The organism is Legionella bozemanae (assembly GCF_900450575.1).
In the GTDB taxonomy this organism is placed as follows: Bacteria; Pseudomonadota; Gammaproteobacteria; order Legionellales; family Legionellaceae; genus Legionella; species Legionella bozemanae.
The window spans coordinates 3,713,905-3,732,069 of the sequence record NZ_UGGY01000001.1 but is presented as its reverse complement, the minus strand read 5'-3'; the positions used below and the strand labels follow the sequence as shown (position 1 = coordinate 3,732,069).

The following is an 18,165-nucleotide window of genomic DNA, read 5'->3' as shown; positions in this document are numbered from 1 at the left end:
AATATATTAATTTGAGGTTTAAAAAATGAAAAAATATTTAGCTATTTTGGTTGTTTTAAAAGAGCTTTTAGAAATTATTACGCTACCATTTCTTAAAATTAAGGTCTTTATCTTAGAGGCGAAGCTTAAAAAAGCGGAAAAAAATATTCTGCAGCATAATAGAGAATTAGAAGCTGAATATGGCACATCAGATCCACAAGAATTATCAGTATTACTAGCACAACACGAAGCCGAACTAAGTGAATTACAAGTAAAGCTTGAAAAAGCAGAACAAGTAGTAGAGCATCATGATAAAAAATTGGAAATAGCTAACAAGACATATGAAGATCAATATATCTCATACTCACAGTACTTATCATCATTATTAGAACAACTTAGCGCAGTGGGGAACGAAAAAGCTAATTTGGAAGAAAGTCATGGGATATTGGCGATGGAGTTTTTTGATCAATATAGAGAAAACTTAGATATGATTGAGGATACATCATTGAAATCCGTATATGAAGAATTAAGTCCAGAGGAAAGGGCTTTTTGGAAGAAAAGATGTAATGATCTTCAATTGCTTTCTGATAAAACGTTGGCTATTTTAAAAAAAATTTCTTCGCCTGAAGCGTTGCATTCCCTTGAAACTGCAAATGCAAATTGGAATAAAACAATAGCGCCATTAATCAAAAACAAATTACATGCAAAAATAAAATTTGAAGGGAAAATACCCCCAAATATGTTGGACGAATTGCGCTCAAATGAGCCTGGTAATGAATTGCTAAGAGAAATAGTCAAAAATAATCCTGATCTTTTAAAGGATTGTATAAATCAACAGTATGGCAACAATCTATCCGATCTTGTCACTTGTGACACATATATTCAACAATATTTGGATAAAATGCCTGAAGACTTTCAAGTAGCGTTAAAGAATTACCGTGAAGCATTAATGTCTTGAAAAATCAGTGAACTTACCATGAGAGTATAATAATAGATGTCATATTATGTGTATTAGTTTCGATTTAATCAAAAGTGACACTAATGAATATGCAAAAAGCGCGATAATTTTCTAATTCGACAAGTAAGCTTAATTGAAACGTGATATTTGTGACAAAAGTGATGCTTCATAAAACATTTTTATTTTTGAGGATGCTCCTTTAAACCATCAGCTCTTTAAAGCTTTCTGACTCGATTAGGCCACAACAGTTCCAAACAGAATCAAATAATGGCTTTAATAATTGTTTAACATCTATATCAAAAGACTCTACTATTTCCGACGATAATTGGATGATATTCCTATCAAATTTATGATATCGCCCCTTGTGGTCTGAAAAATGATAATGTTGGATATTAAGGTAGCTAATAAAAATAATTAGCGGCGTTTGGTAATTAAGTTGTTTCAATATGGCAAAAAACCTCTGCACATCGTCTAACAATATTTCTTCACTATAACGTGCGGGGAAAATACAAGGAAAATTTTCATCGAATTCTGGTCTTGCACGAAACACAGTTAGTGATTCCATTATTCCATTACGAAATAAAAGATCATATCTGTCATTTGCGTGCAGTGTCGTGGGCTTGTTCCGATTAGCCCTTCAAGCACAATTCTTGGCTGCCATGCGGTGTATTTAAATTTGTTTGGCCTTAAAAGATTGGCTGCTTGATTAAGTTCAGCAATGCTATTTTGATGACCGTTCGTATAAGCTGATAATGGAATAATGTGTAAAACTAAGTTTGCACCGACCTCCATCGGCACTATAGTATTTCTTGCTTCTATTTCAATAAGCCTTTTAGCAACAAATTCTCTGATTTTATCCACAAGATTTGAGGAAAGATTAAAGAAATTCCTTATTTCAGTAATGTCCATAGGATATGATTCTGCTGAGTTACGCCCATAAAAACAATTAGTTTTTGTTTCTCTGTGAGGACCGTACCAGCTTTTTTTAACCTTAATGATCACAACGTAGTTATCATTTTTTTCAAGCTTATGTACAGCAATATCAGTCCCAGTAATTTGTGGCTCAGTCCGTCCACGGATCAGGCTTTCCAATCGTAATTTAGTCTTATCTGGGTCGTCTAATGGAATGCCTACTAATTGAATGGTTTGGTTGTTTTCCTGAATACCATAAATAATATAGCCATCATTTGAATTGGCGAAAGCGCAAAGAGGTTTTAAGAAGGCTGTTATTATTTGCTCTTTGTCTAGAGGAAGCTCGCGCTTATATTCCAATTGTCTATTTTCAATAACATTGTTTTGCTCTAATTGCTCAATCTCTTCTAAAATTTCAATTGTATGTATTGAGTGTTTAAACATTAGTGGCTCTATTCATTCGGAGACAAATTCTATAAATTGATCGCCCAGTTGAGTTGACCTTTTCTCTATACCGCCTTGGCTCGTCATTGAAACTTGCAATAACTCCTTGTTACTACTTAAAAACCCTTTGTTATATAAGTCAGTCCAAATATAATCTACAAAGCTTTTATTACTGCTTAACTCAGGAAACGCGCTTTCTAAGGTGCTGCGCACACTACCGACCATTCCAACTCCAGGAAGACCTTGTCCTACATTTTGGAACCATTTTGAAGGATTGGTAAATAGCATAAGAATTTTTATATGCCAAATAGTAAACGTATCAATACAATTTAAAAAAGTTTGTTGCAAGGAGAGTTCTGGAGCATTATTTTCAGCGGAATGAATGATTGCATTTTTTAGCATGTTTCTTTTTTCTTCTTGATGGTGCTTTAGTCCCATCGGAATGGCCTGAAGTAGAATATCAATAAAATCTTCGTTATTTTTTAATTCCTCAAGGTTGATCCCATTTGATTCAATTTTCATTAATGCATCAGTTATTGCTTCCTGCCATTCTTCTGAGCGTTTCTGATATGGTATTTTAACAAAGCTAAAAAGCAGCTCTGTTGCAATAGCTCCTCCTGGAACTGCTGAATCAATACCAGCTTTGATGACTTTAGATACTTTATCAACTAGATTTTCTTTTGGTGGAGTTATCGACATACGTTTTTTCTCTATAATATCGGTTTTATTACAAGAAACAGGATGCTTGGAGGAATTATGGGCTCTACCCCAAATAAGGGGGCACTTTAATCAAGTTAGTCTAGACTAACTAATTGATTTCGCGATCAAATTGGAGATTAAAGTGCCCAAGCATAATCTTATCTTAAATTTACCTGGTTTTACCATAGAAAAAGTGAGTGGTTATCAACCACTTATATTGGACATTTCTTATCATCGGTTACCTCGTTGTGCGCATTGCCATAGTAAAATGGTTCGTAAGAAGTCCTCATATATATGCACGGTAGCTCATGAGTTAATTGGTAATCGTCGCACTTTATTGCGTTTTAAAGCGTATAAACTCTATTGCAATATGTGCAAACGATACGGTAATCAACAATTCCCGGGTATTAATAAACATCAGCGTTCGACATGGCGTTTACAAGCCGCTGTGTTTCATGATCATACTCGTGGTATTTCTCAAAAAGACCTTGCCCAGCAATTTAATAAAGGAAAAGCCACCATTGAGCGTTGGTATCATCGCCATTATCAGGAGCAAGCAAGAGAACTCATGAATACACCATGCCCAGTGGTGCTTGGTATTGATGAACATTTCTTTAGCCGAAAACAGGGATTTGCAACAACGCTCTGTGACCTCAAAAAGCATAAAATTTTTGATATTGTTAAAGGGCGAAGTGAAACAGACCTTTCCAGTTACCTGGCTTCCTTGGTCGGAAAAGAACGAGTCAAAGTAGTCTGTATGGATTTAAGTAGTACGTACCGCTCCATTGTTAAAAAACATTTTCCTAATGCAAAAATAGTAGCAGATCGATTTCATGTCATTCGCTTGCTTCAACATCAATGTATGATGACTTACCGCGAGCTATCGAGCGAAGTAAAAAGTAATCGGGGTATATTAGCTTTACTGCGTACACGACCTGATAAATTGACTCCTCAAAGAAGGATTAAGCGTGATGCATTTCTTGAAGACAATCCAGCTATAAACGCTATATATCAGTTCCAGCAACAAGTTCATTCTTTACTCCTACACAAGTCCATGAATAAAGATTGGTGTAAAAAAATGATTCCGCAGTTTTTAAATATGCTTGATGACCTGAAAAGTAGTCCATTTAAAGCTTTGGCAGCTCTCGGAAAAACATTCGGCCAATGGAAAGAAGAGATAGTACGTATGTGGCGTTTTAGGAAGTCTAATGGCATTACAGAAGGGTTTCATAGAAAGATGAAGTTGATACAAAGAAGAGCTTATGGCTTTCGTAACTTTGAAAATTATAGAACCCGTGTTAGGGTGCTGTGTTGTTAACTGGTGAGTGCCCCCGTAATTGGGAAAGACCCGTTTTTGATTATCGAGCTAGGACACCAAAACCCAGACTGGATTTGGCTCCCCGGACAAGACTCGAACTTGTGACCTAATGATTAACAGTCATCCGCTCTACCGACTGAGCTACCGGGGAATAGGGTCGGAATCTTAAAACGATTCTGATTGAGGGTCAAGTAGATTTAATAATAATTTTTTAAAATCTGGTTTATTTAGGGATGAATATATTCTTTCATTGGTCTTAATGGACACCTTCTCTCCTAAAAAAGAGAAGGTGTCCTTGTTCTTTTTAACTGCAAAAACGTTGCAGGCGGTTCAGGGCATCTTGTAAGGTTTCCATGCCGGTTGCAAAGGATAAACGGATGCAGCCTTCATTGCCAAATGCAGAGCCAGGGACTAAGGCAACCCCTTCTTCAACTAACAGTTTTTCAGAAAACTCAAGGTCATTGGCATAGTCACGTTTTTCTATGATTGCTTGGACACTGGGGAAAATATAAAAAGTACCATCCGCTGGAATAACTTCTACTCCAGAGATTTCTTGCAATCGGGAGGCCACAAAGTCATGTCTTTGGCGAAAGGCTTTTACCATCTCTATGACACTTTCATTGCCGCCAGTTAGTGCTGCTACAGCTGCTCTTTGGGCGATGGAACAAGGATTTGAGGTCGATTGGGACTGAATGGTTTTCATTGCATTCATTAATGGAGCGGGGCCTGCTGCATAACCAATGCGCCACCCAGTCATGGCATAAGCTTTGGAAACCCCGTTTAAGACAATGGTTCGGTCATATAATTCAGGACATGCGTTAAGAATATTAGCAAAAGGTTGGCTCCAGAGAATATGTTCGTACATATCATCAGTAGCAATAATAATCTGCGGATGTTTTTTTAAGACCTCAGCCAGAGCTTTTAATTCATCCAGGGTGTAAGCTACTCCTGATGGATTGGATGGGCTATTTATAAAGATCATGCGCGTTTTGGGGGTGATGGCGTCTTCCAGTTGTTGGGCATTGATTTTATAACGTTGTGCTGGAGTTGTAGAAATAATAATAGGTGTTGCATCAGCCAATAAGACCATATCGGGGTAAGAAACCCAGTATGGCGCAGGAATAATCACTTCATCACCTGGATTAAGCAAGGCTTGGCAGAGATTGTAACAGCTTTGTTTGCCGCCAACTGAAACTAAAATTTGATTGGCTTGATAATCAAGACCATTATCTTTTTTGAATTTATTTTTAACGGCTTCTTTAAGCTCAGGTATGCCATCAACAGCAGTGTACTTGGTATGGCCTTGATTAATGGCAGCGATAGCCGCTTCTTTAATGTAATTGGGTGTGTCAAAATCGGGTTCACCAGTACCCAGATTAATGACATCATGCCCTTGAGCACGCATTTGGGTAGCCTTTGCTGCTACAGCCAAAGTAGGTGAAGGCTTAACTTTTTGCACGCGTTTTGCTAATGCGATATCCATTTGTTGCTCCTGTGAGATATACTAATAAGATATGAAAGATTTATTTAAACTATATGCCGATTATAAGCCTGCTGGCGACCAGCCGACTGCCATAGCCTCATTAATTGACGGCTTGAAATCAGGTTTATCCAAACAAACCCTTTTAGGGGTTACTGGTTCGGGCAAGACTTTTACTATAGCACATGTTATTCAAGCCATGCGCCGTCCCGCTTTGATTATGGCTCCCAACAAAACGCTTGCTGCCCAACTTTATGGCGAATTTAAAGCATATTTCCCCGACAATGCGGTGGAATACTTCGTTTCCTACTATGATTATTATCAGCCAGAAGCTTATGTGCCTGCTTCGGATACCTTTATTGAAAAAGATTCATCCATCAATGAGCACATAGAACAGATGCGTTTGTCTGCAACCAAAGCCTTAATTGAACGTAAAGATGCGATTATTGTCGCAACAGTTTCTGCAATTTATGGTTTGGGTGATCCTGATTCCTATTTACGTATGGTATTACATCTTTCCCGTGGAGAACAATCTGATCAGCGTAAAATTTTAAGACGACTTGCGGAAATGCAGTACACTCGAAGTAACTTATCCCTGGAGCGCGGCCAGTTTCGAGTGCATGGAGATATTATTGATATTTTTCCTGCTGATTCAGAACGGGATGCGATACGCATTGAATTATTTGATGATGAGGTGGAAAACATCGCCCAATTTGACCCGCTTACTGGGGAAATTCTGCACCGTGTGCCGCGGATCACTATTTTCCCTAAAACACATTACGTGACGCCGCGTGATCGTATTTTGCAAACCGTGGATTGGGTCAAAGAAGAGTTGCAAGAGCGTCTGGCTGAGTTTAAAGAGCAAAATAAATTAGTCGAGGCACAGCGTTTAGAGCAACGCACTGTTTTTGATATGGAAATGATGTTGGAGTTGGGTTATTGCTCCGGTATTGAGAACTATTCCCGTTATTTATCAGCGCGTGAGGCGGGCGAGCCTCCACCAACTTTATTTGACTATTTGCCAAATGAAGCATTGCTGATTATTGATGAATCCCATGTTACTGTCCCACAAATTGGCGGGATGTACCGAGGGGACCGCTCCCGCAAGGAAACATTGGTTCAATATGGCTTTCGGCTTCCTTCGGCTCTGGATAACCGACCATTACGGTTTGAAGAGTTTGAAGAGCGTTCACCACAAACGATTTACATTTCAGCAACCCCAGGTCCTTACGAACAAGAGCATTCTGATAATGTAGCCGAACAGGTGGTGCGTCCCACAGGTCTTGTCGATCCAGAAGTGGAAATTCGTCCTGTACGTACTCAGGTTGATGATTTAATGTCAGAAATTCGTTATGTAATCCAACAAAATGGACGAGTTTTAGTGACCACTTTAACAAAACGAATGGCAGAAGATTTAACCGACTATTTGAATGAACATGGCATTAAAGTACGTTATTTGCATTCAGATATCGATACTGTAGAACGAGTTGAAATTATTCGTGACTTGCGTTTGGGGGTATTTGATGTTTTGGTGGGAATCAATTTGTTACGCGAAGGTTTGGATATGCCCGAAGTCGCTTTAGTTGCTATTCTTGATGCAGATAAAGAGGGTTTTTTACGTTCCGATCGTTCTTTGATCCAAACCATAGGACGTGCAGCACGTAACATGAAAGGACGTGCCATTCTCTATGCGGATAAGATTACTGGTTCCATGCAAAGAGCTTTGGATGAGACTGACCGAAGACGAGAGAAGCAAAAAGCATTTAACGAGGCGCATGGAATCATACCTAAAGGGATTAGTAAGTCCATAACTGATATCATGGAAGGGGCTTATCAAGGAAAGCGTAACGCTGCAGTTGCCGAACCAAGCCCGGAATACATACATTGGTCAACACAGGAATTAGTGAAACACATCAATACTCTGGAAAAACAAATGTATTTGCATGCAAAAAACATGGAGTTCGAAGCAGCGGCCAAAGTTCGAGATGAATATCTTTTATTGAAAGAGCAACTAATAAATAGATAATCCATAAGATGAGGAGCGGAACTCTTCACAGTTAATTTAGAGGAGTTGTTCTTCTTTAAAGAAAGAGGAAACAGGGTGTAGTGTTTTAATGACAATAGATCCTGGATATGATCGTGATCGTTTTTTTGGTACTCTGTTCTTAAGACCTTAGCCAATGCGAAGGCAAACGCAACGGCGACGGCTAATTTGAGATGTTCCCTCTTAAGACGAATATGGAGAAATGCTGATACCTTAGTAAATTATTTGCGCTTAAGAAGAACGTAACGCATTGGCAGCATTAACCGGGAGTTTTAGAAGGTCCCTCTCCTGAGAAATGCTCAATTATCCAAACGAGAACTCTATTCTCAAAAAATCAGCTTATGACTTTTCCTTAGAAACTGTCGTAGAAATCGCTGTTGGTATTATCTCCACACTCTCAAACTCCTCTATAAAGCCCTTAAATTGCTTTTTATCGAATTGATGGTACAACATTAAATGTACATTATATTTCAGCTGACCTTTTATTAACTCTGGTTGTAAATGCCCAATTACTCCTGGGACGGCATTCGCACCATCCATATAATGTTGTGCTTTCTCCGGGCACTCAAAGGAGCTTTTTAGCCTACAAATAGTACCTGGATTTGCTTTCTCATTAAGTATCTGTGTTAAAATCGACTTATTCATAAGGGTAATATCCTCTACTGCTGAATTCTAAATTATTCATTTCTTTTTCACATAAGCTACTTACTTCACATGCATGAGGAGCTTGAAACCTGAGATGGCCTACGTGTGGATCGTTTTTAGCCATAAGTTGGTTAATAAATAAAGTAGTTAATAATTGAGTTATAGGCTTAGGCAAACCTTCCCTGATATCAAAGTCACCCTCTGCAGATATTAGATCAAAAGCAGGGAACATTATATGAGGTAAAATAGCAAGCGCTTTTTCTTTACCGAATGTTTTTGTGACTCTATCCCCGGATGGTTGAGGCAACTCTAAAACAAAATCATTTTTATTAACCTGTAATAAACACTCGTTGTTTGTAGAGGTAAGAAATTTACCTTTAGAATAACATATTGCACTCATGTACCAACGGAGCGCCGTATTAAGGCATATATCAGAAGGGATATCTAATTGCGCCATTAAAAGATTGCCTTGCTCTCGCTGCATTTGTATGCTGGAAGCAATATATGTTCTAAACTGTTCTTCCAATTTCAGCATTTTTTGAAAGGCATTGTCCGCTCGCTCATGGAGAACCCGCAATTCATCCTTGCTCAAATTCTGTATTTGCCCCTCGAGTAGTTTTCTGTAGAATTCACTAAACTCAATTGATGCTTTAAGCGCTTTTCGGTCATATTGATGGATCATTTTTACGGCAGCGGGATCACCATTGGCTAGCAAAAATTGATTTATACTTAAATTAAATGGTGAAATTATATTAAAACCTTCTTCTGGATTTAGAGAGCCATTTTTTTTGTAAAACATTGTGGTACATTTTTGTCGTGCAAAAGGAAGCATTGGGCCTGCAATCTCTTGCTGATACAATAGACCATACACTTGAGCAAAATCTATTGCCGATGCAGGGCCGTACACAGGTGCTATTAAAGCCGTTCCTTCTCTAGCCCAATGTTCTAAAGCAATAGCCCCATTTTCAGGACCTTTAGCCAATCCGAAGGCTAGCGCAACTGGTATTGTTTCAGTGTATGATCTATATTCAGTATGGCCGGTTAAATGTTTAAGAGCTTCCTGCCCTCTTTCTTTTGCATACTTAGACATATCAAAAATATCTTCATAAGGTTTCACTTTATTTGTGAGTGAAGTGGGGACGGTAAATAAACCTCCATCGGTTGGTTGTCTATATAAAAAAAGGTTGAGGAGGGGATATCCACGATACGCAGTCTGTCCAGATTCAGGTGTAAGAGGAACTGATTCAGAAGTGGAAGAATATGAAATACTTTGCCGATGAAATCCGTGCTCCATATTGTGCCATTGTAAAATAGCTTGTACCTCATTACACCAAACCTCCTCAAAACCTCTAATTCTTATATTAGGATCCACTTTAAAAAATCCATTCGGATTTCTACGCCGAACCTTTTGTGCAACGGATAAAAATAAGCGAGATTGCATACTACGTACTCCTATTAAAGATGATTTGAAACAAATTTGTATATTTATTATCCAATATCAAGCTTATAGGGAGTTGAATTAATCTACGCATTTTTTACCTTTTAGGGGGTTATAAATGCCAATTTAGTGATCTAATAAAGGGACTAGGAATTTTGTATTAATAAGGGGATTGACTTGCAATTCTCAGCCAGGCTGGGTTATTTTGGCCAAAGGAGCGTCACTTTTTCATTATCCATTATTTCTACGTTCGCCCCTGCGAACAAGTCGTGGGGGCGGCAATAACAAAATAATTTCAGATGTTCCTCTCCGTTAAATAGAGGGAGGGTTTATAGAGGAGTTTGGGGATGCGCTTAATTCACGTTCTGTCTTATCAACTAGTTTTGTGCAATGTACCCCATCAGTAATAATAATTTTACCCACTAATTCTTCATTCGGTATCTTTGTTTGTTCACGCATAGCATGTATTCCTGCTAAAGAATAGTACATGGATGCTTCATCACTGCTCTGAGGCGGCAACCCCAGCGCACCTTCATTTCCAGGACGGCTAATACTGTCACCGCATATTTGTGTCGCCAGATATTCACCCTCTGTATCACTTAAACAAGGGGTCAATTTCTGAACCACCGTAATGCGGGGATGCGCTATCGTTGCAGGGTAACTCATATCCTTCCCATAATTCATAAAGTAATCTAAATCGTCTGCATGCATATCAAAACGTTTCATTAAGGAAGGAAAATTAATTAATTCAACTTTATTAATTTTTTTGAGCGGCAAAGTGCTTAACAATTCATCCAAGACTTCAAGATATAAAGTTTCTAATACATTATCTAATACACTAATGCCGAAGGCACCCAAACCAAGGCCTTTTAGTCTGATGACGCCTGGTTCCTGCATGAAGAGAGCACTCGCCATAAGCGTTTGTTTCAGGGTATGCCTTAGCCTGGTTTTATAAGCATTAATGTAGAAATAAGCCTCTTTAGAGCCAAACTCCCCTTGCGGCAATTTAAATTTTATGAACTGGCATGCTTCTTTTGGTTTAGGCCCTTGCGGGTATTCATCCCCATAGAGGTCTTGGACAACAGCCACAAAACCCTGGTGGTTTAACGCTTTGGTTCGCCTGTCATAATGCGGGTGCCCTGGGTGTTCATCAGCATATTCCAGGCACATTAATGCATCATAGTGCAAACTCTGTCCATTTCTTAGCTCAGGACCTACTGCGTAATTAATAAATACTGGCCCCAAATGCGCTTTTTCCAATTCGTGCAGAACACTTCCCGAACGGTAATGAGGAACTACCCCGTTGTTCCTGTATCGTACTCCATTTTCAATTGGCAAAAAATAACCATTGGCTGAAACCAGGTGCGATAATGCACTTTCCTCCATGGTTAAATAATGTTCATATAATTTACTTTTATCCTCTAAAGTACCCACTGCTAATAGTTTATCGCGATCAGAAAGATGGTGCAGCGGCTCAATTAACTCGTGATGCTCCTCTCTATAATAAAGCAGTCGGCCGTCTTGATACGCCGCCTCATACCGTGCTTTGATTAAACGACAGAGCATCTCTTCAAAAGTGATTGTGCGATATAGATTGCCAAGAACCGTGTGCTCTTGTTGTTTCGCTTTATAAAACTTCTCAAGTATCGGTAAGTGCTCATCTAATATGAGTTGGCAACAATGCTCATCCAATAAGTTTACAAATTTAACCTGCTCTGGTGTTAAATATTGTCGAAAATCAAATAAACTGCTTTTTACCGGTCGCTTGTTGAACCATGCACTAAACATTGAGCCTAGGCTTTGCTCTTGCATGATAGAATCTAACAATCGCTTCCTTATTTCTAAAGGTTCATAGTGCAGCTCTTTGCCCTGGAAATTAGGGACGGGAGAGGCAGAATTTCGAGAAAACATGGAGTGGCGGCGTAGATAGGATGTGCGGGATCTATTTATCATTCTTGAAAACATAGTCTTCCTTTTTAATTCAATTTTAACATTACTTATTTGCTTATTTATTATCGAATATCAAGCTTATAGAAAGCTGAATTAATCTACGTATTTTTTGCTTTATAGGATTTGAATGAATTAAGGAGAACAGATCTTAATTAAAGGAGTTATTAATTTTCTAATGTCAGTGCATTTGTTAAACGATTTGTGGGAACCAAGCCTAAGCAATACTTGCTGAGAATTTTGTTTGGATGACTAATAAGATAGCCCCGACAGACATGGATTATGAACCCTGAGGTTCAAGTGGGTAGCGGATGAATCGGTTCAGGCTTCCCACTCAAGGTGGGCTTGCACAACGCCGATTTCAGGATGCTTCCCATGCTGTTAGCATTGGTTCTAAAATCACTTGCTATCGGGTTAAGCTGATTATACCATGGGCATCTCGCTCAAAGTCAAGAATGGCGCTGGTTTTCCCTGTATCTTCTTCACTTTAATGTGTTAGGTGAAGTTTTGGGAGGGATATTTCAACCTTACAAGCTGAAACGAATATCTTGGCTAACAGGGAAGTGCAAACTGAGAATAGTCGATTAAACTTTTGATTAAGTGAGCCAAACGCTATGAAAATCTAGAATGGCTGTTTGATTCCCAAGAATTTATCGTTTACCATGTCCTGACTATGCCAACTAAAAGATTCTTCTCCCGTATTTTATTAGAACAACCAACATAAGAGGTTATGATGGTAGCAACTGCATCAAATATGCTTCCACTGGGGAGCAAGGCGCCTGACTTTACTTTAGTGGATACTCGAAATGATCAATGGGTTTCCCTCACTCAGATTAAATCACCCATTGCCACGGTGATTATGTTTTTATGCAATCATTGTCCCTATGTGAAACATATTCAAACAAAAATCGTAGATTTGGCTGAAATGTATCAGAAAAAAGGAATTCAATTTGTGGCGATCAGTTCCAATGATGCAGAAAAATATCCTGCAGATGGCCCAGAAAAAATGCGAATTGAAGCGGAACTATTTCACTATCCATTTCCTTATTTATACGATGAGTCCCAAGAGGTTGCAATAGCATATCAAGCAGCATGTACCCCCGATTTTTATGTTTTTGATAAGGATTTGTTTTGTGTCTATCGTGGCTGTTTGGATGAATCAACACCTGGGAATAACAAACCAGTGACTGGCTCCCACTTACAAAATGCCCTGGATAATATTCTTGCTGGAAAACCAGTAAGCCCCGACCAAAAACCGAGCATAGGGTGTAATATTAAGTGGAAGGAGCACATGTATGGATAATACACTGCTCCTCGCTCAAGCTGGGCTTGCGTAACGCCGATTTCAGGATGCTTCCTGGGCTGATTATAACCATGGCCATCTCGATTAACGTCGAGAATGCTACTGGTCTTATGTCTATAGTGACAGATATTCATCTTCTCTATCTTCATTATCTTCGTTTATAGAACTCCATTTTTCTTTGATTTGAAAAAACGCTTCTCTATTAAATTTCGAAGAAGGCGTTAATGATCTAAGCTTATCGTGAAAGAAAGAAGAAACTTTATCAAAAAGCGAAGTCACTCCATCTTGTATTTCCTCCAGAATGGACGATGTTCTGCTTACTGTTGGGGGGTCGGTCCTCACAAGGAAGTTTTTTAGACGAGTCAATTGAGTTTGGATTCCATGTTTTAAAGTGTGAATTAGTTCTTCTAATTTATGGTGCTGTTCACTTCTTTTGGGTGGATCAACGATCCCTAAACGAATTAATTTTTTATACTTCATCTTTGAAAGAAGTGGGCTGGATTCGGGGGCATTACCGCGGGGTTCAAGTTCCTGTGAAATCTTATCGTGCTCTTTGTCAATTTCTTTTTGGGTTTTTGAGGCCAGTTCTGCTTGATTCCTGTCTATTTCGTCTAGCAGCATATAATCAGGGTTATAAGACGTTGAGGTAGTTGCTTTCTGACAATTTGCGATTGTTTTATCCATACCGGCTAGGCCGCTACAGCCCTTGACTATTTTTCCTTCACTATCCAAAACAAATGAGTTTTTTTCATCCGTACTGAAGGTAATATCAGTCACGGTAAAATTCAGGGGAAGGTATGCATCATCTTGTTCACAACGCGCCCTTAGGTCAACTACTTTATTAAATAACTTATCAAGATCCTCTAGAACTTCTCGTGTATGCGTTGATAGTCCCTCTTTTGTTTTTGCCAAACGATAGACAGGGGTTTTTTGCACTGCGGCATAAATTTGACAAGCGGCATCAAAGTTTTTTCGAGCAACCAGTTTTTCAGCCATTAAAAGATAACGCTCCACGGTAACTGTTCGTTCATCCATTGTTTTTTTTGCAAGAATGTCGTTGAGCACAAAATCAGCCACTTTATCATAGCTCTGAAAGAGCGCTCTCGCACGCTGCGCTTCGACGAGCATTTTGCGACGTTCTGCTTCAACATAATAGTCAAGAGGTATAGGTTTCATCTGCTCAATTGCAGCTATTTGCTCTGAAGATTCCTTTTGGACTTGTTCAATTTCTTTTTTTATATCCTCTTCGGAGAGTTCTTTTTTTTCTATTTCTGCTATTTTTTTTGCCGTTTCGGCCTCAATTGCCTTAATAGCCAGTTCCTTAGGCATTGTTTCCATTTGTTCAATAGCAGTTATTTGCTTTGATGATTTCTTTTTGACGTGTTCAATTGCTTCCTCCATCTCCTCTTTAGGGAGCCCTTGTCGTTCTATTTCTGCTATTTGTTTTGCAGTTTCAGCCTCAATTGCTTTAATTGCCAGTTTCTTTGCTTTTTGGAACTTGTCTTTTGTAGCTGCTGCCAGCGCGTTTTCTCGAAAAAACTCATCAGGCTTATTCAGTACTTCCAAAATACTTTGAGCGTAAGTTCTTGAGCCTTCAGTGGTGATGGACGCAAAAGTATCCATCATTCTATTCATTAGATATCGGTTTATATGTTTTATGGCCCTCATTTCACGCTTGTTTAAATGCTCATCATGAAGGAATAATGCATCAAATGCTTCGCGAAATTTTGAAAAGCCATGGATATTTATCAAGTTTTGACAATGTGCTTTGAAATCATCGATTTTGAACGGGCGAAATCCAGCAATAAGGATCCGAAGAGCGTCTGGAAGCTCGGCTTCCAAGAAATTACCATTCCTAAGCGGGTCATCATGTGTTGCATTTTCTGTGAGATAACTTAAATCATCCAGGTTTTCTTCTAGGGTATCCAAAGCTTCAAATACCTCCATTTCATCTTCCTTTAGAGAGGATTCAATCGATGTTTCCAATTCAGTAAATAATCCATTAAGTTGATCAAAATCCCTTTTGAAATGCGTGTTTTTTCTGCGATTTGCTACTTTATGTCGCATCTTATCACCTAATTCGATATACTACGTGTATAAAAAGTATAGGCTAAAATAGGTTCTTCAATGTTCTAATAGTGCTTATATTGTTAAAAAATAATATAAAGAGCTATTGCAATTCATTTTGATTGCAAGAATTTTTTTCTTTATAGAGTTAAGTAAGCTTCAGAAACCAAACTTGGAATTGTAATAATCTATGCTATTTTATGATCTCTAAAATTAAAATTTTTCAGGATCAGCCATTTCCCAATGAGCTTTATAAGTCTTGGGAATATCAGAGCCTAATAGTTGGCCCGGTGTAAGATATTCATAAATTTCATTAAAGGATTTAACCTCTTGTACGTTGACTCGTCTCATGATGTGATTAGGTTTCAAATCGCTGGGGTTATCTAAACCAAGAGACCCCACCATTTCCAAAAAGCTTTTCATGGTGTTTTTATGGAAATTGGCTACTTGATGTTTTTTCTGATCGACAACCAGGCCATATTGTAATCGTTTATTTTGTGTTGCCACTCCTGTAGGGCAAGTATTTGCATTGCATTGTTTGGTCTGCAGACAGCCTGCAGCCATCATCATGGCTCTGGCCGCATTGCACATATCGGCGCCCATGGCGATATTGGTAAGTAAATCAAATCCATTTGCAACTTTACCACTGCAGATAATACGTATTTTGTCACGTACATTAATTCCTACTAGCGCATTATGCACAAAGACTAAACCTGCTTCTAAAGGGGTACCGATAAAATTAACATATTCCTCCGGCGCAGCGCCTGTTCCCCCTTCTGCTCCATCAACGGTGATAAAATCAGGTAAGATGTTGGTTTTCAACATGGCCTTACAAATGGCAAGAAATTCATCTCTACGGCCTAAACATAATTTAAACCCTATGGGTTTTCCATGCGATAAGTCCCGTAATTTTTTTACGAAATGCAGTAACCCTACTGGGGTAGTAAAAGCAGAATGAGCAATTGGGGAAATGACATCATGACCCATAGATACTTTTCTTACTTTAGCGATTTCTTCGGTTAATTTGGCGGCAGGTAATATGCCTCCATGAGAAGGTTTGGCTCCTTGGGATAACTTAATTTCTATCATTTTTACTTCTTTACGATTGGCTTCAACGGCAAATTCTTTCTCATCAAAATTTCCTTGCGCATCGCGGCAACCAAAATAGGCTGTCCCGAATTGAAATACCAGATCACCGCCTTGCAAATGATAGGAGCTTAATCCCCCTTCGCCGGTAGCTTGGTAAAAACCGCCAATGAGCGCCCCCTTATTCATAGCCATAATTGCTTTGCCAGACAGTGCGCCAAAGCTCATGCTGGAAATATTAAATCGCGAGGCATTATACGGTTGCAGACAATCTGGTCCTCCCACCATGATTCTTGATTCCACTTCTGAATGATGTTTTGGAGCTAGAGAGTGGAGAGCCCATGTGTAACCCACGCTTAAAATATCGCGTTCCGTACCAAATGGAACTGTATCACGAGTATTTTTTGCACGTTCATAAATGAGCGAACGTGTTTCACGATTAAATGGGAGTTCGCTTTCATCAGTGGCAATAAAATATTGTTGAATTTCAGGACGAAGAAATTCTAGAAAATAGCGCACATGGCCTAAGACTGGGAAATTACGCAGGATGGTATGTTCTTTCTGAATCAGATCATAGATCCAGATTATGATAATGGGAATAAGAAAAGCGATAAACCATTTGATGCTATGAAACATAGCGAATAGGGCGAGCATAATTAATAAAGCTACCCCAAACCCTATATACCATTGGCGTCTCATTTTAAGTCCTTTTAATCAAAATTGGTTTCCTCTTATTCAGAGAGTATCTTCCTGCTTTATAGAAGGCAGAAGCACTTTTGTAATTTGCAGTAAAATTAATCAAAGTCTGGAATACATTCCGCCATCTCACTGCCACCCACCATTTTGTTGATTTTATTTTCTAGTGAGTTAATAAATTGTGTCACCTGATGTTGCTGATGCGCTTGTTTGTTTTTGCATAATATTAATTCATGGCTGATATCAAGTGCAGCAAGTAACAATGTTTGGAAATTGTCCAGATGCTTTGATTTCTTTTTATTAATCATTATTTGGTTATTTAATTTCTGCACGGCAAGCAGTAAATTAGGTTCTTCGCCTTCTGGGCACTTAATTTCATAAGTTTTATTTAGTAGTTTAACAGTACACGATTTCATCTGCGTCATGATAATAAGACCTTTGCAATTCCATAGAGAGCTTATATGAATAGTAACAATTTTGCTCGCAAGCAGCAATTAGTAGGGTGAACGCTTGCGTTAAATCGGTTATCATTGGGTATTTTCTATAAATGAGTTGAATATGTCTGAAGAAAGAGAACATTTGCATTTGCCCAATTATGATGAATTTTCTGCAACGATTGATGTTTTGGTGTTGCACATATCTGCCAGTTTATTGCATGGAATGATGTGTGGCTACCTGTGTGCCGGTGCTGACAGTCAAGGCGAGGCCTATTTACGTGCTTTATTGAATAATAAAAAAGATGAAGCCAGCAGGAATGCTGTTTTAGCCATGTTTTCTGTTTTTTCTATAAGCCAGCAACAAATTAATACGATGGATTTTGAATTTGAAATGATGCTGCCTGATGATGAGGAATCCTTGCTGGTGCGAGCGCAAGCTTTTAGTGAATGGTGTGAAGGTTTTACCCAAGCCCTGACTCTGGCTGGCATTAGCGCCAACCAGTTTCACGAAGAAGAAGCACAAGATGCATTTCAGCATCTTATTGAATTTGCTGAACTTGATTGTGATACATTGGATGTGGATGAAGAAGATGAACGTGCGTTAATGGAAGTCAGCGAGTACGCACGAATGGCCGTGCTTCGCTTACACAGTGACTTATTAATGAATGAGAAAGAGCGTGGCGGTCATACTGGAATAACTCATTAAAAAGGA

The 18,165-nt window shown here is 38.8% G+C and carries 15 protein-coding genes, 1 tRNA gene and 1 other RNA gene; 5 read left to right on the top strand and 12 right to left on the bottom strand.

The window, feature by feature from the left end; translation table 11 throughout:
* Positions 1 to 25 precede the first annotated feature (25 nt).
* Positions 26 to 937 carry a hypothetical protein gene (locus DY223_RS16520; protein WP_058459650.1) on the top strand — a complete coding sequence of 304 codons (912 nt, stop codon included), beginning with the start codon at positions 26 to 28 and terminating at the stop codon, positions 935 to 937.
* Between the two features lie 199 nt (positions 938 to 1,136).
* Here DY223_RS16520 and DY223_RS16515 read toward each other — a convergent pair whose 3' ends face one another.
* The 3 genes from DY223_RS16515 to DY223_RS16505 are packed head-to-tail and all read right to left on the bottom strand — an operon-like array spanning position 1,137 to position 2,992.
* Positions 1,137 to 1,502, bottom strand: coding sequence for a hypothetical protein (locus tag DY223_RS16515; protein WP_058459651.1), 366 nt, complete (start codon positions 1,500 to 1,502; stop codon positions 1,137 to 1,139).
* Positions 1,502 to 2,293: an AlbA family DNA-binding domain-containing protein gene (locus tag DY223_RS16510; protein WP_058459652.1), complete on the bottom strand. Its 792-nt coding sequence runs from the start codon at positions 2,291 to 2,293 to the stop codon at positions 1,502 to 1,504. The genes DY223_RS16515 and DY223_RS16510 overlap by 1 nt, the downstream gene beginning before the upstream one ends.
* Before the next feature lie 12 nt (positions 2,294 to 2,305).
* On the bottom strand, positions 2,306 to 2,992 hold the full coding sequence (locus DY223_RS16505) for a hypothetical protein (RefSeq protein ID WP_058459653.1): 687 nt from the start codon (positions 2,990 to 2,992) through the stop codon (positions 2,306 to 2,308).
* A 142-nt stretch (positions 2,993 to 3,134) separates the two neighbouring features.
* On the opposite strand from DY223_RS16505, the gene DY223_RS16500 reads away from it, so the two are divergent.
* Positions 3,135 to 4,310 carry an ISL3 family transposase gene (locus DY223_RS16500; RefSeq protein WP_115684340.1) on the top strand — a complete coding sequence of 392 codons (1,176 nt, stop codon included), beginning with the start codon at positions 3,135 to 3,137 and terminating at the stop codon, positions 4,308 to 4,310.
* A 75-nt stretch (positions 4,311 to 4,385) separates the two neighbouring features.
* On the opposite strand, the gene DY223_RS16495 is transcribed toward DY223_RS16500, so the two are convergent.
* Positions 4,386 to 4,461, bottom strand: a tRNA-Asn gene (locus tag DY223_RS16495).
* A gap of 153 nt (positions 4,462 to 4,614) precedes the next feature.
* A complete protein-coding gene (locus tag DY223_RS16490) occupies positions 4,615 to 5,793 on the bottom strand; it encodes a pyridoxal phosphate-dependent aminotransferase (protein WP_058460785.1) in 1,179 nt (392 codons plus the stop codon).
* A 31-nt stretch (positions 5,794 to 5,824) separates the two neighbouring features.
* Here DY223_RS16490 and uvrB point away from each other — a divergent pair, with 31 nt between their 5' ends.
* Positions 5,825 to 7,816, top strand: coding sequence for an excinuclease ABC subunit UvrB (gene uvrB / locus DY223_RS16485; protein WP_058460786.1), 1,992 nt, complete (start codon positions 5,825 to 5,827; stop codon positions 7,814 to 7,816).
* 357 nt (positions 7,817 to 8,173) lie between these two features.
* Here the strand turns inward: uvrB and DY223_RS16480 are convergent, their stop codons facing one another.
* The 4 genes from DY223_RS16480 to ssrS form a co-directional block, all read right to left on the bottom strand.
* A complete protein-coding gene (locus DY223_RS16480; RefSeq protein WP_058460787.1) occupies positions 8,174 to 8,479 on the bottom strand; it encodes a hypothetical protein in 306 nt (101 codons plus the stop codon).
* Positions 8,472 to 9,920, bottom strand: a complete 1,449-nt coding sequence (locus DY223_RS16475; RefSeq protein WP_058460788.1) for a hypothetical protein — start codon at positions 9,918 to 9,920, stop codon at positions 8,472 to 8,474. Before DY223_RS16475 ends, DY223_RS16480 begins: the two co-directional genes overlap by 8 nt.
* Positions 9,921 to 10,229: 309 nt before the next feature.
* Positions 10,230 to 11,828 carry a hypothetical protein gene (locus DY223_RS16470; protein WP_160116293.1) on the bottom strand — a complete coding sequence of 533 codons (1,599 nt, stop codon included), beginning with the start codon at positions 11,826 to 11,828 and terminating at the stop codon, positions 10,230 to 10,232.
* A 294-nt stretch (positions 11,829 to 12,122) separates the two neighbouring features.
* Positions 12,123 to 12,283: non-coding RNA, 6S RNA (ssrS, locus tag DY223_RS16465), on the bottom strand.
* A gap of 314 nt (positions 12,284 to 12,597) precedes the next feature.
* On the opposite strand from ssrS, the gene DY223_RS16460 reads away from it, so the two are divergent.
* Positions 12,598 to 13,167 carry a thioredoxin family protein gene (locus tag DY223_RS16460; protein ID WP_058460790.1) on the top strand — a complete coding sequence of 190 codons (570 nt, stop codon included), beginning with the start codon at positions 12,598 to 12,600 and terminating at the stop codon, positions 13,165 to 13,167.
* A gap of 114 nt (positions 13,168 to 13,281) precedes the next feature.
* On the opposite strand, the gene DY223_RS16455 is transcribed toward DY223_RS16460, so the two are convergent.
* The 3 genes from DY223_RS16455 to DY223_RS16445 all read right to left on the bottom strand — a co-directional run bounded on the left by DY223_RS16455 (position 13,282) and on the right by DY223_RS16445 (position 17,441).
* On the bottom strand, positions 13,282 to 15,234 hold the full coding sequence (locus DY223_RS16455) for a RasGEF domain-containing protein (RefSeq protein ID WP_058460791.1): 1,953 nt from the start codon (positions 15,232 to 15,234) through the stop codon (positions 13,282 to 13,284).
* A gap of 213 nt (positions 15,235 to 15,447) precedes the next feature.
* Positions 15,448 to 17,019 (bottom strand): FMN-binding glutamate synthase family protein, encoded by a 1,572-nt coding sequence (locus tag DY223_RS16450; RefSeq protein WP_058460792.1) that lies wholly within the window; start codon positions 17,017 to 17,019, stop codon positions 15,448 to 15,450.
* Positions 17,020 to 17,114: 95 nt separating this feature from the next.
* Positions 17,115 to 17,441, bottom strand: coding sequence for a cell division protein ZapA (locus DY223_RS16445; RefSeq protein WP_058460793.1), 327 nt, complete (start codon positions 17,439 to 17,441; stop codon positions 17,115 to 17,117).
* Positions 17,442 to 17,574: 133 nt separating this feature from the next.
* Here DY223_RS16445 and DY223_RS16440 point away from each other — a divergent pair, with 133 nt between their 5' ends.
* On the top strand, positions 17,575 to 18,159 hold the full coding sequence (locus tag DY223_RS16440) for a UPF0149 family protein (RefSeq protein ID WP_058460794.1): 585 nt from the start codon (positions 17,575 to 17,577) through the stop codon (positions 18,157 to 18,159).
* Positions 18,160 to 18,165 lie beyond the last annotated feature (6 nt).

Excerpts from the sequence above, each read along its gene's own strand:
- DY223_RS16470 (WP_160116293.1), bottom strand. The coding sequence starts at position 11,828 with ATGTTTTCTCGAAATTCTGCCTCTCCCGTCCCTAATTTCCAGGGCAAA.
- DY223_RS16455 (WP_058460791.1), bottom strand. The coding sequence starts at position 15,234 with ATGCGACATAAAGTAGCAAATCGCAGAAAAAACACGCATTTCAAAAGG.
- DY223_RS16515 (WP_058459651.1), bottom strand. The coding sequence starts at position 1,502 with ATGGAATCACTAACTGTGTTTCGTGCAAGACCAGAATTCGATGAAAAT.
- uvrB (WP_058460786.1), top strand. The coding sequence starts at position 5,825 with ATGAAAGATTTATTTAAACTATATGCCGATTATAAGCCTGCTGGCGAC.
- DY223_RS16460 (WP_058460790.1), top strand. The coding sequence starts at position 12,598 with ATGGTAGCAACTGCATCAAATATGCTTCCACTGGGGAGCAAGGCGCCT.
- DY223_RS16520 (WP_058459650.1), top strand. The coding sequence starts at position 26 with ATGAAAAAATATTTAGCTATTTTGGTTGTTTTAAAAGAGCTTTTAGAA.
- DY223_RS16450 (WP_058460792.1), bottom strand. The coding sequence starts at position 17,019 with ATGAGACGCCAATGGTATATAGGGTTTGGGGTAGCTTTATTAATTATG.
- DY223_RS16445 (WP_058460793.1), bottom strand. The coding sequence starts at position 17,441 with ATGACGCAGATGAAATCGTGTACTGTTAAACTACTAAATAAAACTTAT.
- DY223_RS16440 (WP_058460794.1), top strand. The coding sequence starts at position 17,575 with ATGTCTGAAGAAAGAGAACATTTGCATTTGCCCAATTATGATGAATTT.
- DY223_RS16475 (WP_058460788.1), bottom strand. The coding sequence starts at position 9,920 with ATGCAATCTCGCTTATTTTTATCCGTTGCACAAAAGGTTCGGCGTAGA.
- DY223_RS16510 (WP_058459652.1), bottom strand. The coding sequence starts at position 2,293 with ATGTTTAAACACTCAATACATACAATTGAAATTTTAGAAGAGATTGAG.
- DY223_RS16480 (WP_058460787.1), bottom strand. The coding sequence starts at position 8,479 with ATGAATAAGTCGATTTTAACACAGATACTTAATGAGAAAGCAAATCCA.
- DY223_RS16490 (WP_058460785.1), bottom strand. The coding sequence starts at position 5,793 with ATGGATATCGCATTAGCAAAACGCGTGCAAAAAGTTAAGCCTTCACCT.
- DY223_RS16505 (WP_058459653.1), bottom strand. The coding sequence starts at position 2,992 with ATGTCGATAACTCCACCAAAAGAAAATCTAGTTGATAAAGTATCTAAA.